Annotated in this window: 24 protein-coding genes; 12 read left to right on the top strand and 12 right to left on the bottom strand. The window is 68.3% G+C overall.

Annotated features, from left to right (window positions below; all coding sequences use genetic code 11):
• Window positions 1–61 precede the first annotated feature (61 nt).
• Window positions 62–835, top strand: a complete 774-nt coding sequence (locus ACHAA3_RS13510) for a GTP pyrophosphokinase (protein WP_435709552.1) — start codon at window positions 62–64, stop codon at window positions 833–835.
• Here the strand turns inward: ACHAA3_RS13510 and ACHAA3_RS13505 are convergent.
• The 3 genes from ACHAA3_RS13505 to ACHAA3_RS13495 form a co-directional block, all read right to left on the bottom strand.
• Window positions 783–2099, bottom strand: coding sequence for an amidase (locus ACHAA3_RS13505; RefSeq protein ID WP_435709551.1), 1317 nt, complete (start codon window positions 2097–2099; stop codon window positions 783–785). The two genes, ACHAA3_RS13510 and ACHAA3_RS13505, sit on opposite strands and share 53 nt — an antisense overlap.
• A gap of 55 nt (window positions 2100–2154) precedes the next feature.
• Window positions 2155–3696, bottom strand: coding sequence for an asparagine synthase (glutamine-hydrolyzing) (asnB, locus tag ACHAA3_RS13500; protein ID WP_435709550.1), 1542 nt, complete (start codon window positions 3694–3696; stop codon window positions 2155–2157).
• A 64-nt stretch (window positions 3697–3760) separates the two neighbouring features.
• Window positions 3761–4846 (bottom strand): ATP-dependent DNA ligase, encoded by a 1086-nt coding sequence (locus ACHAA3_RS13495; protein ID WP_435709549.1) that lies wholly within the window; start codon window positions 4844–4846, stop codon window positions 3761–3763.
• Window positions 4847–4988: 142 nt separating this feature from the next.
• On the opposite strand from ACHAA3_RS13495, the gene ACHAA3_RS13490 reads away from it, so the two are divergent.
• From ACHAA3_RS13490 to ACHAA3_RS13480, 3 genes are read left to right on the top strand one after another with little or no spacing between them, the layout of a single operon-like run.
• Entirely contained in the window at window positions 4989–5909 is a 921-nt protein-coding gene (locus tag ACHAA3_RS13490; protein ID WP_435709548.1) for an ABC transporter ATP-binding protein, read from the top strand.
• Window positions 5906–6706 carry an ABC transporter permease gene (locus tag ACHAA3_RS13485; RefSeq protein WP_435709547.1) on the top strand — a complete coding sequence of 267 codons (801 nt, stop codon included), beginning with the start codon at window positions 5906–5908 and terminating at the stop codon, window positions 6704–6706. The genes ACHAA3_RS13490 and ACHAA3_RS13485 overlap by 4 nt, the downstream gene beginning before the upstream one ends.
• The gene (locus ACHAA3_RS13480; protein WP_435709546.1) at window positions 6697–7611 is read left to right on the top strand and encodes a COX15/CtaA family protein; all 915 of its coding nucleotides are present in this window, start codon (window positions 6697–6699) and stop codon (window positions 7609–7611) included. The genes ACHAA3_RS13485 and ACHAA3_RS13480 overlap by 10 nt, the downstream gene beginning before the upstream one ends.
• Here ACHAA3_RS13480 and ACHAA3_RS13475 read toward each other — a convergent pair.
• Entirely contained in the window at window positions 7605–8315 is a 711-nt protein-coding gene (locus tag ACHAA3_RS13475) for a lytic transglycosylase domain-containing protein (protein WP_435709545.1), read from the bottom strand. The two genes, ACHAA3_RS13480 and ACHAA3_RS13475, sit on opposite strands and share 7 nt — an antisense overlap.
• Before the next feature lie 192 nt (window positions 8316–8507).
• On the opposite strand from ACHAA3_RS13475, the gene ACHAA3_RS13470 reads away from it, so the two are divergent.
• On the top strand, window positions 8508–9497 hold the full coding sequence (locus ACHAA3_RS13470) for a glycosyltransferase family 2 protein (RefSeq protein ID WP_435709544.1): 990 nt from the start codon (window positions 8508–8510) through the stop codon (window positions 9495–9497).
• A gap of 7 nt (window positions 9498–9504) precedes the next feature.
• On the opposite strand, the gene ACHAA3_RS13465 is transcribed toward ACHAA3_RS13470, so the two are convergent.
• Window positions 9505–10251, bottom strand: a complete 747-nt coding sequence (locus tag ACHAA3_RS13465; RefSeq protein ID WP_435709543.1) for an ABC transporter ATP-binding protein — start codon at window positions 10249–10251, stop codon at window positions 9505–9507.
• 7 nt (window positions 10252–10258) lie between these two features.
• The gene (locus ACHAA3_RS13460) at window positions 10259–11128 is read right to left on the bottom strand and encodes an ABC transporter permease (protein ID WP_435709542.1); all 870 of its coding nucleotides are present in this window, start codon (window positions 11126–11128) and stop codon (window positions 10259–10261) included.
• Window positions 11129–11299: 171 nt separating this feature from the next.
• Between ACHAA3_RS13460 and ACHAA3_RS13455 the strand changes: the two genes are divergently transcribed.
• Window positions 11300–12064 (top strand): inositol monophosphatase family protein, encoded by a 765-nt coding sequence (locus ACHAA3_RS13455; RefSeq protein ID WP_435709541.1) that lies wholly within the window; start codon window positions 11300–11302, stop codon window positions 12062–12064.
• On the opposite strand, the gene ACHAA3_RS13450 is transcribed toward ACHAA3_RS13455, so the two are convergent.
• The 4 genes from ACHAA3_RS13450 to ACHAA3_RS13435 are packed head-to-tail and all read right to left on the bottom strand — an operon-like array spanning window position 12061 to window position 14860.
• A complete protein-coding gene (locus tag ACHAA3_RS13450; RefSeq protein ID WP_435709540.1) occupies window positions 12061–13137 on the bottom strand; it encodes a hypothetical protein in 1077 nt (358 codons plus the stop codon). The genes ACHAA3_RS13455 and ACHAA3_RS13450 overlap by 4 nt on opposite strands.
• The gene (locus ACHAA3_RS13445; protein WP_435709539.1) at window positions 13128–13493 is read right to left on the bottom strand and encodes a DUF1330 domain-containing protein; all 366 of its coding nucleotides are present in this window, start codon (window positions 13491–13493) and stop codon (window positions 13128–13130) included. Before ACHAA3_RS13445 ends, ACHAA3_RS13450 begins: the two co-directional genes overlap by 10 nt.
• Window positions 13494–13553: 60 nt before the next feature.
• A complete protein-coding gene (locus ACHAA3_RS13440; RefSeq protein ID WP_435709538.1) occupies window positions 13554–13910 on the bottom strand; it encodes a hypothetical protein in 357 nt (118 codons plus the stop codon).
• Window positions 13910–14860 carry a heme o synthase gene (locus ACHAA3_RS13435; protein ID WP_435709537.1) on the bottom strand — a complete coding sequence of 317 codons (951 nt, stop codon included), beginning with the start codon at window positions 14858–14860 and terminating at the stop codon, window positions 13910–13912. The genes ACHAA3_RS13440 and ACHAA3_RS13435 overlap by 1 nt, the downstream gene beginning before the upstream one ends.
• A 98-nt stretch (window positions 14861–14958) precedes the next feature.
• Between ACHAA3_RS13435 and tkt the strand changes: the two genes are divergently transcribed.
• The 6 genes from tkt to pgl are packed head-to-tail and all read left to right on the top strand — an operon-like array spanning window position 14959 to window position 23127.
• Window positions 14959–17139: a transketolase gene (tkt, locus tag ACHAA3_RS13430; RefSeq protein WP_435709536.1), complete on the top strand. Its 2181-nt coding sequence runs from the start codon at window positions 14959–14961 to the stop codon at window positions 17137–17139.
• Window positions 17140–17171: 32 nt separating this feature from the next.
• A complete protein-coding gene (gene tal / locus ACHAA3_RS13425; RefSeq protein ID WP_435709535.1) occupies window positions 17172–18260 on the top strand; it encodes a transaldolase in 1089 nt (362 codons plus the stop codon).
• 1 nt (window position 18261) lies between these two features.
• A complete protein-coding gene (locus ACHAA3_RS13420) occupies window positions 18262–19965 on the top strand; it encodes a glucose-6-phosphate isomerase (RefSeq protein ID WP_435709534.1) in 1704 nt (567 codons plus the stop codon).
• The gene (gene zwf, locus ACHAA3_RS13415) at window positions 19962–21506 is read left to right on the top strand and encodes a glucose-6-phosphate dehydrogenase (protein ID WP_435709533.1); all 1545 of its coding nucleotides are present in this window, start codon (window positions 19962–19964) and stop codon (window positions 21504–21506) included. Before ACHAA3_RS13420 ends, zwf begins: the two co-directional genes overlap by 4 nt.
• A complete protein-coding gene (locus tag ACHAA3_RS13410) occupies window positions 21491–22411 on the top strand; it encodes a glucose-6-phosphate dehydrogenase assembly protein OpcA (protein WP_435709532.1) in 921 nt (306 codons plus the stop codon). Before zwf ends, ACHAA3_RS13410 begins: the two co-directional genes overlap by 16 nt.
• Window positions 22408–23127: a 6-phosphogluconolactonase gene (gene pgl, locus ACHAA3_RS13405; RefSeq protein WP_435709531.1), complete on the top strand. Its 720-nt coding sequence runs from the start codon at window positions 22408–22410 to the stop codon at window positions 23125–23127. The genes ACHAA3_RS13410 and pgl overlap by 4 nt, the downstream gene beginning before the upstream one ends.
• Window positions 23128–23137: 10 nt before the next feature.
• Here the strand turns inward: pgl and ACHAA3_RS13400 are convergent, their stop codons facing one another.
• Together ACHAA3_RS13400 and secG are read right to left on the bottom strand one after the other, a co-directional pair.
• The gene (locus ACHAA3_RS13400; protein WP_435709629.1) at window positions 23138–23494 is read right to left on the bottom strand and encodes an RNA polymerase-binding protein RbpA; all 357 of its coding nucleotides are present in this window, start codon (window positions 23492–23494) and stop codon (window positions 23138–23140) included.
• A complete protein-coding gene (secG, locus tag ACHAA3_RS13395) occupies window positions 23491–23727 on the bottom strand; it encodes a preprotein translocase subunit SecG (RefSeq protein WP_435709530.1) in 237 nt (78 codons plus the stop codon). The genes ACHAA3_RS13400 and secG overlap by 4 nt, the downstream gene beginning before the upstream one ends.
• Window positions 23728–23730: the final 3 nt, after the last annotated feature.

Here is a 23730-nt window from a genome sequence, read left to right as displayed (position 1 = left end):
TTCGTCGAACGGGCTCACGGCGAGCACCTCGACGGACCGGGCCGTTGTCTACAGTGGGGCCGTGGACGAATCCCCGCGTGGCCTTGACCTGGGTCGATTGATCGAGCAGGTCGAGGTCGATGGCGATCTGCACCAGCTCCGACAGGACTTCACCCGCTTCATGATGCGGTACCGGTTCGGCATCGACGAGGTCGTCACCAAGTTGTCGATCCTGCGTGACGAGTACGCCCATCTGCACGACGAGAATCCGATCGAGAGCATCTCCTCGCGCCTCAAGCGGCCCGAGAGCGTCGTGGAGAAGATGGCACGCAAGGGCACCGAGCCCACCTTCTCCTCGATCCAGCAGACCATCACCGACATCGCTGGTGTCCGGGTCGTGTGCAGCTTCGTGTCCGACGTGCGCCGCGTGTTCGACCAGCTGTGCTCGCAGGACGACATCACCGTGGTGGACGTCCGCGACTACATCGAGCGCCCCAAGGCCAACGGCTACCGCAGCCTGCACGCGCTGATCGAGGTCCCGGTGTTCTTGACCGACGGGCCGGCTCCCGTGCTCGTGGAGGTGCAGATGCGCACCATCGCGATGGACTTCTGGGCCAGCACGGAGCACAAGATCTTCTACAAGTACCGCGATGACGTGCCGCCGTCACTGCTCGACGGGCTCAAGGAGGCCGCCGAGTCGGCCGCGACGCTGGATCACCGGATGCAGGACCTGCACACCGAGATGAAAACCGCAGGCGCACTGCCCGTGGCTCTGGCGGAAGATCTCCGCTCGGGGGACTCCCTCATTCCCGACGAGACATTCCTGCGGCGCCTTCACCAGATGGGTGGCGACTGAGCGCCCGGTGCACCCGGATCGCGAGATCGAGCAGAGCTGCATCCCCGCCCGGCCGTCCCATCAGCATCGCACCGATCGGTAGACCATCGGTCGCCATCGGGACCGACAGCGCCGGAACGCCCGCCAGATTGGCCACGACTGTCCAGCAGTCCGTGTAGGGCGCGGCCAGGGGGTCGGCCAGCTCCTCGGGGGTGACCGGCCCGACCAGCAGCGGAGCCACGGTGGGCATGGTCGGCGACACGAGCACATCCACGTCGGTCAGGGCGTCAGCCACCTGCTCGCGCACCCTGGTGGTCATGTGCTCGGCCCACGCAACGCGTTCGCCGCCACCCTCGAGGAGGCGAGCGCCGTAGTCGGCCCGTCGAACGACCTCCTCCCCCGCCCGCCCACTGGCCAACCACGGATCGAGCCAGTCCAGCGCGGCCACCGAGGTCGTCGTCATGTAGGCGTCCAGTGCGTGCGGCGCATCTGGCACCGACACCGTCACGATCTCGACGCCCGTCGACGCCACGACGCGGAGCCATGCTGTGAAGAGCCGGGTCACGTCCGCCTGGTTTCGCGATCCGACCAGCTCGGCGACGACGCCCACGCGACGCACCGGCTGCGCGTTCGGGATGGATCCCCCGGACAGAACGTCGAGCAGGACCGTCAGGTCCTCGGCCGACCGGGCCAGCGGGCCGGCGCGGTCCAGCTGAGGCATGAAAGGCAGCACGCCACCCATCGGCACGAGTCCAGGCGAGGGCGCCATGCCCAGGACACCGCACTGCGAGGCCGGCTCGCGGATCGAGCCACCCGTGTCGGTGCCCACCGCCAGAGGTGCCACGTGACCGGCGACCGCAGCGGCGCATCCGCCGCTGCTTCCACCAGGAGAACGCCGGTGATCGACGGGGTTGCGCGTCGGGCCGTGGGCCGAGGTCTGCGTCGAGGCACCCATCGCCAGCTCGTCCATGTTGGCCCGCCCCACCAGCACGGCACCCGCAGCCCGCAGTCGGGCCACCAGCACCGAGTCCGCTGCCGCCGGCACACCGTCATGAGCGGCCGACCCCGCCGCCGTGACCTCGCCGCCGACGTCGATGTTGTCCTTGACGATCACGGGCACTCCCGCCAGCGGCAACGTGTCCCGGTCGGCGGAGGCATCGACGGCGGCGGCCTGCGCCATCACGCGTCGGCGGTCGACGCCCAGCACAGCGTTGGTGCGGTCATCGGACCAACGGGTCAGGTGCGCCTGCGCCACGTCGACGGCGCGGAGTCGTCCGCGTCTCACCCCGGACGCGATCTCGACTGCGCTCAGCCCGACGAGCCCGAGGGGAGACCTTGCCTCATGCGGTGGCAAAGCGACCCAGCACCTGCTCGGCCCGCACGCCGGCGAGGACTCCGGCGAAGATCCGCTGATATCCCAGCTCCTCGCGGGTGCGTGCCGCCGGCAGGCCCTCGATCTGTTCGGACTCCCAGTCCTGCTCGGGCACCAGCCGTTCAGCCTGACGAGCCATCACGTCCGCCGTTCCGGAGCCATCTCCGAACTGTTCCTTGCGTCGCCACAGGATCTCCTGCGGCAGCCAGCCCTCGAAGGCCTCCCGCAGCAGCGCCTTCTCCTGAGCCTGCTCGTGGCCATCCTCACCCAGCAGCTTCCACTCCATCGGGATCCGCCCCGCCACGGCGAGCAGATCCCGGGACAGGAAGGGGACGCGAGCCTCCAGACCAAAGGCCATCGTGACGCGATCGCACCGCTGGAGGTTCAGGTGGTGCAACGTGTCGATCCCATCGGCCAGCGCAGCGCGCAGCTCGGCTACATCCATGGCGCGCAGATGGTGGTAACCAGCGAACAGCTCATCAGCTCCCTCACCGGTGAGGACGACCTTGACGTGTCGAGCGGCCAGCTCTGAGAGCAGGAAGTTCGGCACGGCGCTGCGCACCAGCGACGGCTCGTAGCTCTCGATCGACCGGACCACGTCGGGCAGCGCGTCGACCACGTCGTCGTCGGTGTAGATCCGCTCATGGTGCACCAGACCCAGATGGTCGGCGACGACCCGAGCGGCGACCAGATCGCTGGAGTCCGGAGTACCTGCAGCAAAGGAGTGCACAGGGGTCCCTGCCGGGGCGAGCCTGGCCAAGATGGCAGCGATGATGCTGGAGTCGAGCCCGCCAGACAGGAAGACACCGACCGGTACATCGGCCATGGTGCGTTCGTCGACGGCCGTCATCAACGTCTCCCGGACGGCTGTCTTCGCGCGGTCTCGATCGGTGAAGGCCGGCAGCGGACCGGCCTCGACGCCCAGCGGATCGGTACGCAGGTCCACGAAGGCCACCAGGCCTCCGCCAGAGCTCCAGTGGTGACCGGGCGGGAACTCCTCGACGAACGGTCGCACCTCGGGCGGGAACGCGCGCAGCTCCGACGCGGCCAGGATGCGGCCGTCGTGGCGCGCCCAGTACAGCGGTTTCACCCCGAGCGGGTCACGGGCCAGGACCAGTGAACCGTCACGCGATGCCACGGCCCAGGCATACATGCCACGCATGTCGTGGATGCCGTCGGTACCGAGCCGCTCGACGACCCGCAGCACGACCTCGGAGTCCGAGGAGGTCCGGAAGTCACCGCCGAGCCGCGCTCGCAGCTCGACGTGGTTGTAGATCTCGCCGTTGGCGACGACCCAGTGCTCACCGTCGGGGCTGCGCAGCGGCTGCTCGCCGCCGTCCAGGTCGACGATGGCCAGCCGGGTGTGGCCCAACCAGGTCGGGCCGACCTGCCGCGTGCCCGAGCCGTCAGGGCCACGGTGATGCAGCTCGGCGAGCATCTCCTCGCCGAGCTCGCGAGTCCGATCCAGACGCGAAGACAAGGGGGCCGGACCGGTCAAATCGTGAACCACAGCGATACCGCACATGGGTTCAGTATCTCCCAGCCCCGGTCACTCCCGATCAGACCTGCACCCTCTATTCGAGAACGGCGGCGAGGTCGTAGGAGGCGACCTCTTCGAGCTGTTCATACGTGCACGAGGACGGTTCTCGGTCGTCGCGCCAACGCTTGAACTGGGCCGTGTGCCGAAACCGGGTGCCCTCCATGTGCTCGTACCCGACCTCGGCGACCAGCGTGGGTGCGATCGTCGTGAACGACAGGTCCTTGGTGCCGGTCCACCTGCTCTGCCCGCCGGGCAGTCGGTCGCTCTCGTGCGCCTCGGCCTGCTGCCACGCTCCCCAGGGGTGCTCCGCCAGGGGGATCCGCATCGCATCGAGCTGATCGAACAGGTCGGCCCGCCGAGCCTCGGTGAACGAGGCCGCGACGCCGACGTGCTGCAAGACACCCTCGTCGTTGAACAGACCCAGCAGCATCGAGCCCAGCAGCGGGCGCTCTTCGGTGGAGGTCTTGTGGAGCCGGAAGCCGGCCACCACGACGTCAGCGGTGCGGGCGTGCTTGATCTTGAGCATCGTGCGGCCGTTGGGCGCGTACGGCTTGGCCAGTGCCTTGGCGACCACCCCGTCGAGTCCCGCGCCCTCAAAGATCCCGAACCACTCGGTGGCCACGGCGGCGTCCGTCGTGGTTCGAGTCAGATGCACGGGGGCCGTCGCGTTCGACAGGGCGCGCTCCAGACCTGCGCGACGCATCGCGAACGGACGGTCGATGAACGACTCGTCGCCGAGCGCCAGCAGGTCGAAGGCAACGAACGAGGCCGGAGTCGTCTCGGCCAGCATGTCCACGCGGGACGCTGCCGGGTGGATGCGCTGCGAGAGCACGTCGAACTCCAACCGCCCGTCCACGGCGAGCACGATCTCCCCGTCGAGCACGATGCGTTCAGGCAGCTCCCGCAGCAGGGCCGCCACCAGGTCCGGGAAGTAGCGGGCGAGGTCCTTGGTGGAGCGACTGCCCAGCACCACCTCGTCACCGTCGCGGAAGACCACGCACCGGAAGCCGTCCCACTTCGGCTCGAAGGACAGGCCGCCCTCGACCGAGTCGGCGGCCGGTACGCCCTTGATGGACTTGGCGAGCATCGGCTTCAGCGGGGGCATCACCGGCAGGTCCACGTCAGGCGCCCCTGCCGAACGGGCCGAGGACCGGGCACACCCGCCGGAGCTGGAATCTCATGGCCGCAGCCTAGACCGTGGCTGCCGTCTGAGGAGTGCGACCGGCGACGGCGATCCTGCGTGAGCCACCTACACTGGGTGGGTGAATCAGCCTGCCGTCGAGGTCACCGACCTCGTCATGCGCTACGGCGACATGACAGCAGTCGACGGGCTCTCGCTGAGCATCGCGCCCGGCACGGTCACCTCGATCCTCGGCCCCAACGGCGCCGGCAAGACGACCACGATCGAGACCTGCGAAGGGTTCCGGGAGCCGCAGTCCGGTTCGGTGCGCGTGCTGGGGCTCGACCCCCGGGCCGATGCCACGGCTCTGCGCCCACGCGTGGGCGTCATGCTGCAGTCCGGTGGAGCCTGGTCGGGCGCTCGCACGCACGAGATGGTCCGACACATGGCGTCCCTGCACGCCCACCCGCTCGACGTCGACCTGCTGATCGAGCGACTCGGCATGCAGCACTACGGGCGCACCCCGTACCGCCGCCTGTCCGGCGGGCAGCAGCAGCGGCTCAGCCTTGCCATGGCGGTCGTCGGCCGACCCGAGCTGCTCTTCCTCGACGAACCCACGGCCGGCCTCGACCCTGCCGCGCGGCACGCCACGTGGGACCTGATCAACGAGCTGCGCGGCCACGGCGTCACCACGGTGCTGTCCACCCACTTCATGGACGAGGCCGAGGCGCTCAGCGACCGCGTACACATCGTCGACCACGGCCATGTGATCGCCGAAGGAACGGTCGAGGAGCTCGCTCTGACCGGTGCGCAGAACACGATCCGGTTCGTGGCCCGCTCCGGTATCGACCTCGAGGCACTCATGCTGGCTCTCCCCCACGACACCAAGGTCGATGAACCCGAGGCCGGTTCCTACGTGGTCACCGGTGAGATCGACCCGGCCCTGCTGGCCTCCCTCACCGCGTGGTGTGCCGGTCAGCACGTGCTGATCGACTCGGTGCTCGTCGAGCGCCAGAGCCTCGAGGATCGCTTCCTCGATCTCACGGGACGGACGTTGCGATGACATCACGGCAGACGCCCGAGACGAGCGTCCTCGACCTCTCCCCCCGTCCCGGAGCCGCTCGGTACCCGGCGATGGTGCGCAGCCAGGCCGTCATGGAGCTCCGGCTGTTGTCGCGCAACGGCGAACAGCTGCTGCTGGCTCTGGTCATCCCGCTGCTACTGCTGGTGCTGGGTGCCCGCTCCGACGCGATCGTCGACCTCGGGCCCGGACGTCCCATCGACATCATCACGCCCGGCATCCTGGCGCTGGCCGTCCTGTCGACCTCGTTCACCTCGCTGGCGATCGCCACCGGATTCGAGCGCCGCTACGGCATCATCAAGCGACTCGGTGCCTCGCCGCTGCCCCGCTGGGGTCTCCTGGTCGCCAAGGTCGCCGCGATCGTGGTCGTGGAGATCGTGCAGCTCGCCGTGCTGTCGGGCGTCGGGTTCGCGCTGGGCTGGCAGCCGGCGGGCGGCGCCGCCGCCATCGCCGAGATGTTGCTGCTGGTCGTACTGGGCACCGCAGCATTCGGATCGCTCGGGCTGCTGATCGCTGGAACGCTTCGAGCCGAGGCGACTCTCGCCGTCGCCAACCTCGTGTACGTGCTGCTCCTGGTCGGCGGGGGCCTGCTCGTCCCGCTGTCGCGCTATCCCGACCAAGTGCGGCACCTCCTGGAGCTGCTGCCGTCCGGCGCCCTGGGTCAGGGTCTGCGCGACACCTTCGCCGGGCTCGGTCCTGATCCCTTCTCGCTCGTCGTGCTGGCTGTCTGGGCCGTCAGCGCCGGCCTACTCGTCTCGAGGACCTTCACATGGGAATGATCCCGAACCCACTTCGTCCCGACGCCGATCCTCGCGGCGACGGACGACGCACGGTCATCTGGTGGGCGGTCGCGACCTTGGTGGCGAACACCGGAATCATTCTCACCGGTGGCCTGGTGCGGCTGACCGGCTCCGGCCTCGGCTGCCCGACGTGGCCCCGGTGCACGGAGGAGTCATTCGTCCCACACCGTGAGCTCGGATTCCACGGCGTCATCGAGTTCGGCAATCGGATGCTGACCTACGTGCTGATCGCGGTCGTCGTGGCCATGGTCGTCGCGGTCTGGCGCTGGGCGCAGACGTCACGGTCGTTGCGGCAGCTGGCCGTCGTCATCGCGGTCGGTGTGCCGTTCCAGGGTGTCATCGGTGGGATCACGGTGCTGACCAATCTGAACCCGTGGATCGTGGCGCTGCACCTGATCTTGTCGCTCGGGCTGGTCGCTCTTTCGGTTTTGCTGCTGTTGTGGGTGCGCGGAGACGAACCCACCGCCACGGCCTCCCCGCTCGTGCTGGCCGTCTACGCCGTCACGTGGGTGGCGGTCTACCTCGGCACCGTCGTGACCGGCGCCGGCCCGCACGCCGGGGACGTCAACGCGCCGCGCAACGGCCTCGACCCTCAGGTGATGAGCCATGTCCATGCGGCCAGCGTCTACGTCCTGGTGGCCCTCACCGTCCTGTGCATCTGGCGCTCGTCCGGAGCCGTGCGATCCGCGGCAGTCGTGCTGCTGGTGGTGGAGCTGGCCCAGGGCCTGATCGGGTTCGTGCAGTATCTGACCGACCTGCCGATCGCTCTCGTGGCCGTCCACCTGATGGGGGCCGCGGTACTGGTCGGCACGGCGACGCGCCTGCTGTTCACCTCACCAGCGCGAGACACGGTTCCGATCGAACCGGTCGACGTTGCTCAGTAGAAGTTGTTGCCGGCCTTGAACGTGTTGGCCGCGCACGGCGTCCCGTAGGCCTCGCTGATGTACTGCAGACCCCACCGGATCTGCGTGATGGGATTGGTCTGCCAGTCGTCACCCGCGGTGGCCATCTTGGTGGCCGGCAGCGACTGCGGGATGCCGTAGGCGCCTGAGGACGGGTTGGTCGCGGTGTAGTCCCAGTCGCTCTCACCGGCCCACAACGAGTCCAGGCAGCTGAACTGGCTGGCGTCGAAGCCGTACTCGGGCATCAGCTGCCTCGCGACCGCCTTCGGATTGCTGCGCGCCTCTTCGATCTTCTGCTTCTCGGCCGCCGCAGCGTCGTCCTTTTTCTGCTGCTCGGCCGCCTTCTTCTTCTCCGCGGCGGCTTGGTCGGCTTCGTCCTGGTCGGCCTTCTCCGCGCTGGAGCGCGCTATCTCCGCGGCCTCCTCGACGGCCGACAAGGGTGCGCGGTCGGCGCTGCGCGACACGTCGCCGTCGACGGTCAGACGGCTGGCCACGGGAACTTCGCCGGCGGCCGCATCAGCCGGAGCGGTTGAGGAGCCACCCAGAGCCTGCGCACCCACCACTCCACCAGTCACCAGCACTCCGCCGATGGCTGCAGCAGCCAAGGCGTGGCGGGAGGTGTAGCGGGGGCGAGCGCGGGGTGCTCGGTGCTTGACCGCGCGGTGGCGCGGAGAAACGTCGGTCATGCGCGAAGTCCTCGGGGTGGTCGGACAGGTGCGGTCCCCGAGATCGGGGCAAGCCGACGACATTACCGACACAACCTGAGAACGGCGCGTGTGCCTCTCAGTCTCACCCTGGTGGTGACCGGACACACATCGCGCGAACCTCGACTCACAACGATAGGCTCGGCCCGCCAGACCCCCACCGATGGAGATCACATGACGGCCGCCGTCGACATCATCATGCGCACCAAGGACCGTCCGAAACTTGTCGATCGAGCGTTGCGGAGCATTGACGGTCAGGTCTTCACGAACTGGCGGATCATCGTGGTCAACGACGGCGGGGACCCCTCGGTGCTCGAGGACGTCATCGCGCAGGCCAGCTTGACTGACCGGGTCGAGGTGCTGCATCACGCGTCCAGTCGGGGTCGCTGGCCGAGTGCCAACCACGGACTCGACGTCGCCACCGCCCCGCTGGTGGTGCTGCACGACGACGACGACGCCTGGCATCCCGATTTTCTGCAGCGTGGCGTGGACTACCTCGCCGAGCACGAGAACGCCCCCGGCGTGGTGGGCCGCATCGAGATCGTGTGGGAGGACGAGACCCTCGTCGAGCAGCGACGCGAGCCCTTCCAACCCCAGCTCACGGCTCCCTTCCTGGCCGACGTGCTGCTGTTCAACCGGTTCGTCCCGATCGGGTTCTTGTACCGGCGTGAGATCCACGAGGTGCTGGGGCAGTACCGCGAGGACCTCGCGGTCGTCGGCGACTGGGACTTCAACCGCAAGGTGCTGACCCGTTGGCCGTTGGAGTACCTGGGTGAGGACGTGCTCGCGTACTGGTACCAACGTCCCGGCGTGCACGGCGCGTTGGGCAACAGCGTGATCGCCGAGCAGTCCAGCCACCTGCACTACGACAAGTGGATTCGCGATGCTCGACTACGTGAGCACGTGCAGCGCGAGGGCGACGGAGATCTGCTGTACCTGACCAAGTTCGTCGACCAGCGCTTCTGGGACCTCGAGCATCACGCGAACGCCCTAGCCGAGAGGGACGCGGAACGGTTCCACCACGTCAGCCGCGAGCTGGAGACGCTGCGCCACGAGCTGGGAGCGGTGCGCGAGGACATCTTGACCTCGTTCGAACGATCACGATCCTTCAGCTCGCGAGTCTCGGGCGTCTGGCGGCGGCTCACCCGCAATCCGCGCCACTGAGACCTGCTCAGCGGATGTAGGTGACGGCCTCACTGACCGGGCCGTCGAAGACCACGTCACCCTGCTGCAGGACGATGCCACGCGTGCAGAGCCGTTCGACCATGTCGAGGCTGTGGCTGACCACCAGCATCGTGACGCCGCGGTCGGTGAGCTCGGCGATGCGCTTCTCGCACTTGGCGCGGAACGGGGCGTCGCCGACCGACAGGACCTCATCGACCAGCAGGATGTCGACGTCCACGTGGATCGCCACCGAGAAGGCCAGGCGCATGAACATGCCCGAGGAGTAGTTCTTGACCTCCTGATCGATGTGGTCGGAGATCTCGGAGAACTCGACGATGTCGTCGAATCGCTCCTCGATCTCTTCACGCTCCATACCGAGGATCGCGGCGTTCAGGAACACGTTCTCGCGACCCGACAGCTCGGGATGGAACCCGGCGCCCACCTCGATGAGTCCGGCCACCCGCCCGCGGGTGTACACACGACCGTCATCGGGTTCGAGGACGCCGGAGATGAGCTTGAGCGTGGTCGACTTTCCCGAACCGTTCAGGCCGAGGACCGCGACCGACTCGCCCTCCTCGACTCGAAAGCTCACGCCCCTGAGTGCCTCGAAGCGTTCGGCGCGCACTTGCTTGCGCTGCACGAAGGAGACGGCTGCCTCCTTGAGGGAGTGAGTGCGTCGCTTCAGGAACGCCTTGGAGACGTCGTCCACGACGATGCTGGGCTGGGGTCGGTGGGTCTGGGGTCGATTCGTCATGAGGCCCTCACAGATCCTGGGCGAAGGTGCGCTCGAACCGGCGGAACATGGCCTGGCCGATCACGAGGGAAGCCACACTGATGAAGCAGGCGATCGCGATGTGCACACCCGCGTACGTCGGCCACTGCGTTCCGACGTCGGTGGTCGGGTCCCACATCGCCACGTGAAACATCTCGACACCGATCACCAGCGGATTGGAGAAGTAGATGCGGAACGCCCAGTCGGGCAGGGCGACGGCCACCATCTGCCAGGTGTAGACCGCCGGAGCGGACCAGAAGGCCACCATCTTGATGATGTCCACGAAGTTCTGGGCATCTCGGAAGCGCACGTTGACTGCTCCGAACATCATGCCGAGGCCCAGCGAGAAGACGGCGATCATCAGGACACCCGCCAGGAAGATCCCCGTGCCGAGGAGGCTCGGTGTCCACCCGACCAGCGCGCAGGCGAGGAGCAGGATGATGGCCTGCGGCACGAAGTGGATCAGCGACACGATGATGGCTGCCACCGGAAAGAGCTCGCGTGGCATGTAGATCTTGCGCACCAGGGCACTGTTCTCGGTGATCGCGGTGGTCGCGTTGCCGAAGCCCTCGCTGAACAGGTTGATCACGATGATCGCGGTGAACAGATAGATGGGGTAGTTCTCGACGTTGCGCTGCATCTGCAGCACGAGACCGAGCACGAAGTAGTACACGAGGAACTGGGTCGCTGGCTTGAGGTACGACCAGGTCCAGCCGAGCACCGAGTTGCGGTATCGCGTGGCTGTTCCCTGACGTACCAGCAGACGCAACAGGTAGCCGCGCGAGAAGACGTCCAGCAGCCCGCGCCCCCGGCCGGGGGTGTCGAACTGGCTGAGATCGATGTCGGATGCGATCGACAAGGTTTTCCTCCCACGAAACTGACGGACACAGTGACGTGTCCACGCAATGTTAGCGGCCGGACCTCGCGCGGCGCGGTGGGCTCGCCAGGTGCCGGCAAGTGGTCGTCCCATGGCACGCAGACTGGCCGGGTGTCACCCCAACCGTTGATCTTGAAGCACTAGGCTCGAGGAGTGAGCCGAACCGACGCCGAACTCGCCGTCCATCTCGTCAGGGAGGCAGGCGCTCTGGCCGCCTCGATGCGAGCTGGCGGCCTCGATGCCGAGCAGAAGACGTCGATCAGTGATGTCGTCACCGCCGCCGACCACGCCGCCGAGGAGCTGATCACGTCGATCCTGGCGACCGAGCGTCCCGAGGACGGGCTGCTGGGCGAGGAAGGGACCGAGCGAGACGGTTCGAGCGGCCGCAGGTGGGTGATCGACCCGGTCGACGGCACCTACAACTTCTTCAGCGGCCTGGCCTACTGGTGCAGCGCGATCGCGCTCGAGGATGCTGATGGCCCCGTGCTCGGTGCCGTGCACCAACCCGTCACCGGCGAGACGTGGCTGGGCGGACGCGACCACCCCACGAGCCTCGACGAGGTGCCCGTGGGCCAGCTGGCTGACAGGCCCTTGGGTGAATGCAGCCTGGCCACCTACGTGCACCCCGTGACGCTGGAGGACCCGGACGTCCGCGACGTCTGGCTGGCCCTGGTCGGCAGTGTCGCCACTCCCCGCATCCTCGGATCCGGGTCGTGTGACCTGGCCAGCGTCGCCGGCGGCCGCATCGGCGTCTGGGCGCAGCACTCCGCCCCGGACTGGGACTGGCTGCCGGGGCAGGCCCTGGTGCGCGCCGCCGGCGGCCGGGCCGAGGTCGTCGAACATCGAGGACACCGCTGGCACCTGGCCGGAAACGACCAGGCCGTGGGCGAGCTGATCCAGCGACTGGAATCGTCCTAAGGCGTGTCGGCCTGCGGGCCGAGCCAGCGCTCGCCATCGATCGCGTAGACCCAGCGGCGTCCGGGCCACTCGGTCAACGACCACAGCTGGTGCCGCTGCGGGAGGTAGGTGATGTCTTCGGGCCCGGTGGGCAGCACTCCGCGATGGCGCACGAACGCTCCCGGTGCGCCGGTCCAGAGATCACCGGGGTTGTCCTCGCCATTGCTCGACGTCACCGCCCAGGTCCCGTCGGCGATCACGGCGCCCTGCATGCGGACGACCTGCTGGTCGTGCAGGTCGCTCGGCAGGGCCCGACCGCGGTCGTCACAGCGCAGGAGCTCGGTGTCGCGGTCGATCAGGTATCGGACGAGCCGGTGACTTCCACCCTTGCGGCCGTACTCGCCCGCGACCAGGTGGTCCTCCTCCCCAGCGCGGTCCAACGACATGAACGAGTACGTCATCGCCTTGGTGTCGCCCTCGTGCTCGGCGATGAACGAGGAGACCTGGGGCAGCGCGTAGCGGTAGCCCTTGGTCCGGAATCGATTGCGCAGCCGGACGACGTCGTCGAGCCGGAACACCCGAATCCCCGAGGAGCTGCCCGCGACGAACAGGTGTTTGCCGTACCAGACGATTCCCCCGGCGTGCACGCGTACCGGTCGCAACCGGTGGAAGAACAGCAGGAACCGGCGCGGCTCGACCAGCAGGACGTGGCGATAGCGCGGCGGCTCGTCGTCGTGCCAGTCGATCACCGAGATGCGCGAGCCCAGCTGGAGCCAGCCGAGCCACCCGTGGCTGTACCAGCTCGTCATCACCACGTCGTGGCCCTCGAACATCCCTCCGCTCGGATCGGCACCGTAGGCATCAGCTGACGTGGTGATGCCCTGCGGGAACCACCGCTCGGTCTCTTGGTCGTCGCGCTGCCAGGCCATGCCCGCGACGGGCGCCGCCCCCGGCACCTCGACATGGCTGCCGGTCCGGTTCAGGTCGGCCAGCACTCCGCGCAGGCCCACGCGACGGAACCGGCCGAAGAACCGGCCTGACGCGACAGGCTCGTGCGGCGCCGCGACGAGGCGGTGCGTCGGTCCTACGACCACGGCGTGGACGCCTGCAGGACCGCATCGGAGACCGACTCGGAGCGCAGGTGGGTGATCTTCTGGTACTCGGGGTCGGCCACCATGTCGCTGAACGCCTGGCGCGACGGGTACTGCACGAACAGCACGACGTCCCAGTCGAAGTCATCGCGGCGCACGACCTCGGTACCGAGGTCGCCGACGTGCAGCAGCTGCGCACCGAACCGGCCCGCATGATGGGCGAAGGCGTCGCAGTAGGCGCGGTAGCCCTCCGCTCCCCCGTCGGCGCGCAGCTTGATCAGGTTGAGCATCACCACGGGACCCCCTGGGTCCTCGCTGAGATAACGCGTCAGGTCTGCTCCAGTGGGATCAACGGGCATGGTGGTTCTCCTCTACGGGTGGAACGAGTCGCTTGGTGATGTCGTCGTCAACACATCGGGTCAAGCCGGACGCAGACGGTCGGTGGGCACCGCGATCTGCTGGCGATCGCCGATGTCGCGCGGAACGCCGATCACCAGGGCAAAGTCTGCGTTGGCCACGACCACGTGCTCTCGGTCGACCTCGACGATGGCTACCTTCTGATCCGGTCCACCGTCGTGGCTCAGCCACCACGGTTCGGCGAGCTGACTCAGACCGATCTGGTCGAGGCACTCCTCCGCATCGTGCCAGTCGCCCGGCTCGCCCAACGGGGTGCCCAACAGGGACATGGCGACCACCAGGTCTCCAGTGGGAGCCACGTAGCCGACGATCTCGCGGTCGGACGAGCGACGGTGCTCGATCCAGTCGGCCGGGATCATCAGCGCAGGAACGGGTCGATCGCTGCGGCGACGAACAGGAACGCCAGATAGGCGTTCGAGAAGTGGAACAGCCGCATCGGCTTGATCACCGTGAGGTCCTCGGTGCCGCGAGAACGCGACCGCAGACCGTGCGCCTCGACGAGGAACACCGCCCCCAGCACCACCGCCGCGACCGGGTAGAACCACCCGGTCGGGGTGACGGGCCACAGCAGCAGCGACGTCGCGACCATGACCCACGAGTAGCGCACGATCTGACGTGCGACGACGTCAGACGTGGTCACTGACGGCAGCATGGGGACGTCGGCAGCGGAGTAGTCCTCGCGGTACCGCATGGCCAGGGACCAGAAGTGCGGCGGGGTCCAGAAGAAGATCACGAGGAACAGCACGACCGGGGCCCAGGCGAGCTCGTTGGTGACGGCCGTCCAGCCGATGAGTGCGGGGAAGCATCCAGCGGCGCCGCCCCACACGATGTTCTGCGAGGTGCGGCGCTTCAGGATCATCGTGTAGCCCACGACGTAGAAGACGTTGGCGGTGAGAGCCAGGCCGGATGACAACCAGTTGACCAGCAGCCCCAGCCACAGGGTGGACACGACGCCCAGGATCAGACCGAACACCAGTGCGGCGCGGGTCGAGACCTGGTGGCGCACCAGGGGACGTCGCGAGGTGCGCCGCATCTTGGTGTCGATGTCGGCGTCGACCACACAGTTCAGCGCGTTGGCGCTGCCGGCCGACAGATACCCGCCGACCGTGGTCGCCACGACCAACCACAGACCGGGCACCCCCTGCGCCGCCAAGAACATGACCGGAACGGTGGTCAGCAGCAGCAGCTCGATGATGCGCGGCTTCGTCAGGGCCACGTAGGCCTTGCCGACGTCGAGAAAGGAGGGACTGCCGGGATCGGGTTCGCCGGAGCGTCGACCGATGTTCTGATCCACAGCACTCACGTGCATCAGTCTAAGCCACGCGAGTAGGGTCGGAGTCGACGGTTGGTGCCAACCGTCCAGCACCCCACACTTCCGTTCCCGACACACCCTCAGGAGCACTCGCTGTGACCTCAGCACCCGTTGGACTCACCTGGTCCGATCTCGACCAGAAGGCCGTCGACACCGCACGCCTGCTCGCCGCCGATGCCGTGGAGAAGGCTGGCCACGGCCACCCCGGAACAGCGATGAGCCTCGCTCCGGCGGCGTACCTGATCTACCAGAAGCTCATGCGCCACGACCCGACCGACCCCGACTGGACCGGACGCGACCGCTTCGTGCTGTCGTGCGGTCACTCCAGCCTCACTCAGTACGTCCAGCTGTACCTGGCCGGTTACTCGATGGGTCTGGACGACCTCAAGGAGCTACGCCAGTGGGGCAGCCAGACCCCCGGCCACCCCGAGTTCCGGCACACTCCCGGCGTCGAGCTCACCACGGGGCCCTTGGGCCAGGGCGTCGCCAACGCGGTCGGCATGGCCATGGCCGCACGGCGCGAGCGTGGACTGTTCGACCCGTCCACCGCAGCGGGCGAGAGCCCGTTCGACCACCACATCTATGCCATCGCTTCCGACGGTGACCTCGAGGAGGGAGTCTCCGCCGAGGCGTCCTCGCTGGCCGGCACCCAGGAACTCGGCAACCTGACGCTGCTCTACGACGCCAACGAGATCTCGATCGAGGACAACACCGACGTCGCCTTCACCGAGGACGTCGCCGCGCGCTACGAGGCCTACGGCTGGCACGTGCAGACGGTCGACTGGACGCAGGGTGGAACCGGTTACGTCGAGGATGTCGAGGCCCTCTGGAACGCCTTCCAGGAGGCCGCGGCCGTGACCGACAAGCCCAGCTTCATCCGTCTGCGCACCGTGATCGCCTGGCCGGCCCCGAGCAAGCAGAACACCGGCGCGTCACACGGATCGGCTCTCGGAGCCGACGAGATCGCCGCCACCAAGCAGCTGCTGGGCTTCGATCCCGAGCAGACCTTCGCCATCGCCGACGACGTCATCGCCCACACGCAGTCGGCGCGCGATCGCGGGCAGGCCGCACACGCCGAGTGGCAGGTCGGCTTCGACGCCTGGCGGACCGCCAACTCCGACGGCGCGACGTTGCTGGATCGACTCACGTCGCGCGAGCTGCCCGAGGGCTGGGACGCCGACCTGCCCGTCTACGACGCCGACCCCAAGGGCGTGGCGACACGGGCCGCCTCCGGCGACTTCCTCACCGCAGCCGCGCCGAGGCTGCCCGAGCTGTGGGGCGGTTCAGCCGATCTCGCGGGGTCGAACAACACGACACCCAAGGGAGAGCCGTCGTTCCTGCCCCCGCGCCGCTCCACCGAGATGTTCACCGGTGACTGGTACGGCAGGGTGCTGCACTTCGGCATCCGTGAGCACGCCATGGGCGCGATCATGAACGGCATCGCCATGCACGGTCCCACTCGCGTCTACGGCGGCACCTTCCTGGTCTTCAGCGACTACATGCGCGGAGCCGTGCGGCTCGCTGCCCTGCAGCAGCTGCCCGTCACCTACGTGTGGACCCACGACTCGATCGGCCTCGGCGAGGACGGTCCCACGCACCAGCCGGTCGAACACCTCGCCTCCCTGCGGGCGATCCCCGGGCTCGACGTCATCCGCCCCGCCGACGGCAACGAGACCATCGCTGCCTGGAAGGCCGCGATGAACCACACCGATCGCCCGTCCGCACTGGCCCTGAGCCGGCAGCCCCTGCCCACCATGCCGCGCGGCGAGCAGGCCAGCACCGGAGAACAGTGGGCCACGACCGAGAACGTCGCCCGTGGCGCCTACATCCTGCTCGACGCCCCCGACGGCGAGGAGCCCGACGTCATCGTCGTGGCGACCGGCTCGGAGGTCCAGCTGGCCGTGGCCGCGCGCGAGACGCTCGCAGCCGAGGGCATCACGACACGCGTCGTGTCCATGCCGTGTCGTGAGTGGTTCGAGGAGCAGGACGAGTCCTACCGCGACGAAGTCATCCCACCGGCTCTGCGCGCCCGCGTCTCGGTCGAGGCCGGCGTGGCGCTGGGCTGGAGCGACGTGGTCGGCGATGCAGGCCGCATCGTCAGCCTGGATCACTACGGCTCGTCCGCGTCCTACCAGAAGTTGTACGACGAGTTCGGCCTCACCGCCGACGCCGTCGTCGCGGCAGCCAAGGACACGATGGCCGCTGCACGTGGTGTGCCCACCGCGCCGTTCCGCGCTCGTCCGGCCGGACCCATCGGTCCGGCCGACACCCACTAATTCCGCAACACACCCACATCCCAGGAGTGTTCATGAACAGTCGACTGCAAGCCCTCGCCGATGCCGGTGTGTCCATCTGGCTCGACGACCTGTCCCGCGAACGACTCGAGTCCGGCAACCTCCAGCAGCTCATCGACGAGTCGGGGGTCGTCGGTGTGACGACCAACCCGACCATCTTCGCCTCGGCCCTGTCCGACGGAGACCGCTACAGCAGCCAGGTGGCCGAGCTCAAGGCCTCCGGCGCCGACATCGACACCACGGTCTTCGAGCTGACCTGTACCGACGTGCAGAACGCCTGTGACGTCCTCCGCCCGGTCTTCGACGCCACCGATGGCGTCGATGGCCGCGTGTCGATCGAGGTCGACCCAGGCGTGGCCCGTGACTCCGATGCCACCGTGAAGATGGCCCAGAAGCTCTGGGACCGGGTCGATCGACCCAACCTGCTGATCAAGATCCCCGCCACCGAACAGGGACTTCCGGCGATCGCAGCCACCATCGCGGCTGGCATCAGTGTCAACGTCACCCTGATCTTCTCGCTCGATCGGTACCGCAAGGTGATGGACGCCTACCTCTACGGCCTGGAACAGGCCGAGGCGAACAGCCACGACCTGTCGACGATCCACTCGGTCGCGTCGTTCTTCATCAGCCGTGTCGACGCCGACGTGGATGGCTTGCTGCCCGAGGGCCACGAGCTGCGCGGCAAGGCTGCGGTCGCGAATGCGCGGCTTGCGTTCCAGGCGTACGAAGAGATCTTTGCCGAGGATCGGGCCGCGTCGCTGCTGGCCAAGGGAGCCAACCGGCAGCGCCCCTTGTGGGCATCGACCGGAGTCAAGGACCCGTCCTACTCCGACACGATGTACGTCACCGACCTGGTCGTGGGCAACACGGTCAACACCATGCCGGAGAAGACCATGCAGGCCTTCGCCGATCATGGCGAGGTCACCGGCGACCAGGTCACCCCGCACTACGCGGACGCGCAGGCCGTCATCGACGGGCTCGCAGCCGAAGGCATCAGCTACGACGAGGTCGTCGAGCGACTCGAGAACGAAGGACTGGACAAGTTCGATGCCTCGTGGGCCGAGCTCCTCGAGACGGTCAAGGCTGAGATCGAGAAGGCCTGACATGGTCCAGCTGCGGCTCTCCGCCCCTGACCGCAACGAGCTCGAGACCGCCCTCGAGCAGGCCGTCACCGACCAGGTGGCGTCTCGGCTCGCGGCGCAGGACGCCACGCTGTGGGGCAGCGACGCCGAGTCCGAGGCCGCCAAGCGGCTGTCCTGGGTCTCGCTGGCCACCACGTCACGGCCGCTCGTCGAAGAGATCGTCGCGCTGCGCGATGAGCTGAACGGACGCGGTCTCGATCACGTCGTGCTCTGCGGCATGGGTGGCTCGTCCCTGGCGCCCGAGGTCATCTGCCACACCGCTGGAGTCGAGCTGACGGTGCTCGACTCGTCGCAGCCCGACATGGTCCGTGCAGCCCTGGCCGATCGGCTCGAGCGCACGATCGTGGTGGTGTCGAGCAAATCCGGAGGCACCGTCGAGACCGACAGCCAGCGTCGCGCCTACGAGCAGGCCTTCCGCGACGCCGACCTCGATCCGGCCCAGCACATCGTGATCGTCACCGATCCCGGTTCACCTCTCCACGACGAGGCGACCGTCGCCGGTTACCGCGTCTTCACCGCCGACCCGCACGTGGGCGGCCGCTACTCGGCCCTGACCGCGTTCGGTCTGGTGCCGAGCGGTCTGGCCGGCGTCGACATCGGTGAGCTGCTCGACGACGCGGCCGACGCCGCCGCCGACCTCGCCACGGACGAGATCGAGAACCCTGCGCTGCAGCTGGGCGTGCTGCTCGGCACGGCCCACCGGTACGAGGTCGACAAGCTCGTCATCGCCGACCGCACCCGGCACGGCATCGGGGACTGGATCGAGCAGCTGGTGGCCGAGTCCACCGGCAAGCTCGGCACGGGCATCTTGCCGGTCGTCGTGCCCGACGAGAAGGCGCCGAACTTCGAATCGTCCACGTTGGACTCGGTGCTCGTCGTCGTCGGCGACCTCGACCCCAGCGGCGGTGAGCGCGCCCTGCGCGTGGTCGGCGACCTGGTCAAGGCGACCGCGGCCGCCGTGGTCGGCGACACCGGCTCGCTCGATGACACCGACGTGCCGAGCTCCGCCTCGGGCTACAGCGCGGCCATCTCCGGTGCGCTCGGTGCGCAGATGCTGCTGTGGGAGGTCGCCGTGGCGATCTCTGGCCGCGTCATCGGCATCAACCCCTTCGACCAGCCCGATGTCGAGAGCGCCAAGCAGGCCGCTCGAGACCTGCTCGGCAGCTCCTCCACTCCCCCGGAGCCGGATGCTGTCGATGGCGACGTGCAGATCTACGGCAGCAGCCGCACCACGGTGGCCGAGGCCGTCGCCGATACGTTCGGGCAGCTGGACCTCGACCACGGCTACGTCGCGATCCAGGCGTACCTCGACCGCGTCGACCTGGCCGACCTGGCCGGTGTGCGCGAGGACGTCGCCACCCGCCTGGCGCGTCCGGTCACGTTCGGCTGGGGGCCGCGCTTCCTGCACTCCACCGGCCAGTACCACAAGGGCGGTACGCCCAACGGCGTGTTCGTGCAGATCACCTGCGACCCGATCGAGGATCTGGCCGTGCCGGGTCGCGACTTCACCTTCGGGTCGTTCATCGCCTCGCAGGCCGCCGGCGACGCCCAGGTGCTGCGTGATCACGGCCGCCCCGTGCTGCGCCTCCACCTGTCCGACCTCGGCGCCCTGGCCCGCGTGCGCGAAGCGCTCCAAGGAGCGACAGTGCGCGAAGCGCTCCAGTGACCCGGCGCGCCGCGTACGCCAATCCCCTGCGCGACCCGCAGGACCGTCGGCTTCCGCAGATCGCCGGCCCCTGCGGTGTCGTGCTGTTCGGGGTGACCGGCGACCTCGCGCGTCGCAAGCTGATCCCGGCGATCTACGACCTGGCCAACCGCGGCCTGCTGCCGCCGGGATTCGCCATGGTGGGATTCGCCCGCCACGACTTCGGCGACTCGAACTTCGCTGAGTTCGCCCGCGAGGCCGCGCGCGCCGGCGCTCGGACTGCGTGGCGCGAGTCGGTCTGGAAGCAGCTGTACTCGGGGGTGCGGTTCGTCGAGGGCTCCTTCGACGACGACGAGGCCTGGGAACGGCTGACCGCGACCCTGGCCGAGCTCGACGCGAGCCAGGGAACCCAGGGCAACCACGCGTTCTACCTGTCGATCCCGCCGAGCCTGTTCGGCACCGTGGTCGGCAAGCTCAAGCAGCATGGTCTGGCCAGCGCCGGTGCGGTGAACCCCGAGGCATGGCGTCGAGTGGTCATCGAGAAGCCCTTCGGACACGATCTCGAGTCCGCACAGGAGCTGAACGCGATCGTCGGTGAGGTCTTCGCCCCCGGGAGCGTGTTCCGCATCGATCACTACCTCGGCAAGGAGACGGTGCAGAACATCTTGGCCTTCCGGTTCGCCAACAACATGTTCGAGCCGGTCTGGAACAGCAACTACGTCGATCACGTGCAGATCACGATGGCCGAGGACATCGGCATCGGGAGCCGCGCCGGCTACTACGACGGCATCGGCGCCGCCCGCGACGTGATCCAGAACCACCTCCTGCAGCTGATGGCCCTGATCGCGATGGAGGAGCCGGTCTCCTTCGACGCCAAGAGCCTGCGCATCGAGAAGCAGAAGATCCTGGCCAACGCGAGGCCGCCCGAGCGCATCGACCTGCACACCGCGCACGCGCAGTACACCGAGGGTTGGGCCGGCGGCGAGCCCGTCGACGGGTACCTGCAGGAGGATGGCATCCCGGCCGACTCCACGACCGAGACCTACGCGGCCATGCGGATCGACATCGGCACCCGTCGCTGGGCGAACGTGCCGTTCTACCTGCGGGTCGGCAAGCGTCTTGGCCGCCGCGTGACCGAGGTCGCAGTGGTGTTCAAGCGGGCGCCGCACCAACCCTTCAGCCGCGATGACACCGAGGCGCTGGGGCAGAACGCCCTGGTGATGCGGATCCAGCCCGACGAGGGAGTCACGTTGCGCTTCGGCGCCAAGGTGCCGGGCACTGTCATGGAGATCCGCGACGTCAACATGGACTTCGCCTACGGAGGCACCTTCGTCGAGAGCAGCCCCGAGGCCTACGAACGTCTGATCCTGGACGTTCTGCTCGGCGATCCCCCGCTGTTCCCCCGGCACGAGGAGGTCGAGATGTCGTGGCAGATCCTCGACCCGATCATCAAGCACTGGGAACGCCAGAAGTCGATCGACACCTACGGGGCCGGCACCTGGGGCCCGGCCTCGGCCGATGAGATGATCGCCCGCGACGGCCGACGATGGAGAAGGCCCTGATCATGCAGATCACTCTCGAACAGACCAACTCATCCGACATCGCCCGCGAGATGGTGCGGGCCCGCCTCGCCTCCGGCAGCCCGGCCATGGACATGGTGCTCACCCTGATCGTCGTGTGCGATGACGACACCGTCACCGAGGCTCTGGCCGCCGCCACCATCTTGTCCAAGGAGCACCCGGCGCGGGTCATCGGCGTGATCCTCGGCAAGGGCACGGGACGACCAGACCTGCACGCCAAGATCCGCGTGGGCAACGAGACCTCGGGCGAGTCGATCCTGCTGCGCATGTCCGGCCAGCTGGTCAAGCACGCCGAGTCCGCCGTGCTGCCACTGCTCCTGCCCGATTCTCCGGTCGTGGTGTGGTGGCCCGGCTCGCCCCCCAGCAACCCGGCCGCCGACCCCATGGGATCTCTCGGCACCCGGCGGCTCACCGATGCGGAGTCTGCGTCACAGCCCGTACGCAACCTCACCCGCGTCGCCCGGCACTACTCCCCCGGCGACACGGACCTGTCCTGGACCCGTCTGACGCCGTGGCGCACGCTCCTGGCAGCTGCACTGGACCAGCTGCGGTCGCCCGTCACGGGCGGAAGCATCTCGGCCGGCTCGGGCAATCCCGCCGGCGTCCTACTCGAGTCCTGGTTGGAGAGCCGACTCGGCGTTCCCATCCGGTGGAGACGGGTCGACGCGGACCAGATCATGATCGTGACGCTGGAGACCGAGGCCGGCGAGGTGCGCATCGAGCGGGTCGATGAGACGACGTGTGAGTTCAGCGTGCCCGGATCGGTGTCGCGCATCGTGCCTCTGGCCCCTCGCACCATGGCCGAGCTTCTGGCCGAGGACCTGCGTCGACTCGACGCCGACCAGGTCTACGGCGCAACCGTCAAGCACCTGCTGGAGAACACATGAGTACCGAGCGAGTCATTCATCCCGACGCCGACACGTTGGCCGGTGACATCGCTGAGCGGCTCGCCGAAGCGATCTCTCGGGCACAGCAGCAGGGGCGCGAACCCCACGTGGTCCTGACGGGTGGCACCATCGCCATCGCCGCCTACGAGCAGCTGTCGGCCGACGGCGCGGACTGGTCGCGCGTGCACCTGTGGTGGGGCGACGAACGATTCGTGGCCGCGGGGCACGAGGATCGCAACGACCAGCAGGCGCGCGACGCGTTCATCGACCGCCTCGGCATTCCCGATGACCACGTGCACGCGATGCCCGCGCGCGACGCGTCAGCTCACGATGGTGGCGAGCAGTCGATGTCCGACGCCGCCGACGGGTACGGCGCCAGCTTGCCGGGTGAGCCGTTCGACCTCGTGCTGCTCGGACTGGGGCCCGACGGTCACGTGGCGTCGCTGTTCCCCGGCTTCACGCAGCTCGACGAGCAGGTGCGTTCGTGCGTCGAGGTGTACGACTCCCCCAAGCCCCCACCTGAGCGCATCACGCTGACCTTCCCGGCCCTCAACCGCTCCGCCGAGGTGTGGTTCCTGGTCTCCGGGGACGGCAAGGCAGACGCGGTCGCCCGGGTGGTGGCCGGCAGCCCGGTGGCCGAGACCCCGGCCTCCGGCGTCACCGGGCTGGAGCGGACCCTCTGGATCCTCGACGAGCCTGCCGCGTCACACCTGTGACGGTGTCGACTCAGAAGATGACTTCGCCGGACTTGCGCTTGGCGCGCAGGGTCGCGATGGCCTCGGTGAGCAGCTCGGCTGCCTCGTCCTCGGAGCGGCGCTCCTTCACGTACGCCAGGTGCGTCTTGTAGGGCGCGACCTTGGGTGCCGTGGGGCGGTTGTTGGCGTCGGGGCTGGCCGGCATTCCGCAGCGCGGGCAGTCCCACGTCTCGGGCATCGTGGCCTCGATCGCGAAGTGCAGGACCGTGTCATGGTCGTTGATGCAGTAGTACGTGACGGTCTGCCGAGGAGCGGCGTCGCCGCGCTCGGCCTCGCCCATGGGCCCCGACCCGATGCGGCTGCCGCGAATGGCGCCAGCGGCCATCAGTTGCTCACCTTCAGCAGCAGGCCGAGCGCGAAGATGCACACGACCCAGATCACCGCGATGCCGACCGTGATCCGGTCGAGGTTGCGCTCGGCGACGGACGAGCCACCCAGCGAGCTGGAGGCGCCTCCGCCGAACATGTCGGACAGTCCACCGCCCCGCCCCTTGTGCATCAGCACGAGGACGATCATCAGCAGGCTGCTCATCACGAGCAGGATCGAGAACGTCAGGATCACGTC

It is taken from the genome of Aeromicrobium sp. CF3.5 (genome assembly GCF_051262695.1).
GTDB lineage: Bacteria > Actinomycetota > Actinomycetes > Propionibacteriales > Nocardioidaceae > Aeromicrobium.
This window is presented reverse-complemented; position numbering and strand designations above follow the sequence as displayed.

Coding starts and splice junctions, on each gene's coding strand:
- ACHAA3_RS13485 (WP_435709547.1), top strand. CDS start 5,906: ATGACATCACGGCAGACGCCCGAGACGAGCGTCCTCGACCTCTCCCCC.
- ACHAA3_RS13480 (WP_435709546.1), top strand. CDS start 6,697: ATGGGAATGATCCCGAACCCACTTCGTCCCGACGCCGATCCTCGCGGC.
- ACHAA3_RS13475 (WP_435709545.1), bottom strand. CDS start 8,315: ATGACCGACGTTTCTCCGCGCCACCGCGCGGTCAAGCACCGAGCACCC.
- ACHAA3_RS13470 (WP_435709544.1), top strand. CDS start 8,508: ATGACGGCCGCCGTCGACATCATCATGCGCACCAAGGACCGTCCGAAA.
- ACHAA3_RS13465 (WP_435709543.1), bottom strand. CDS start 10,251: ATGACGAATCGACCCCAGACCCACCGACCCCAGCCCAGCATCGTCGTG.
- ACHAA3_RS13445 (WP_435709539.1), bottom strand. CDS start 13,493: ATGCCCGTTGATCCCACTGGAGCAGACCTGACGCGTTATCTCAGCGAG.
- ACHAA3_RS13440 (WP_435709538.1), bottom strand. CDS start 13,910: ATGATCCCGGCCGACTGGATCGAGCACCGTCGCTCGTCCGACCGCGAG.
- ACHAA3_RS13435 (WP_435709537.1), bottom strand. CDS start 14,860: ATGCACGTGAGTGCTGTGGATCAGAACATCGGTCGACGCTCCGGCGAA.
- tal (WP_435709535.1), top strand. CDS start 17,172: ATGAACAGTCGACTGCAAGCCCTCGCCGATGCCGGTGTGTCCATCTGG.
- ACHAA3_RS13420 (WP_435709534.1), top strand. CDS start 18,262: ATGGTCCAGCTGCGGCTCTCCGCCCCTGACCGCAACGAGCTCGAGACC.
- ACHAA3_RS13410 (WP_435709532.1), top strand. CDS start 21,491: ATGGAGAAGGCCCTGATCATGCAGATCACTCTCGAACAGACCAACTCA.
- pgl (WP_435709531.1), top strand. CDS start 22,408: ATGAGTACCGAGCGAGTCATTCATCCCGACGCCGACACGTTGGCCGGT.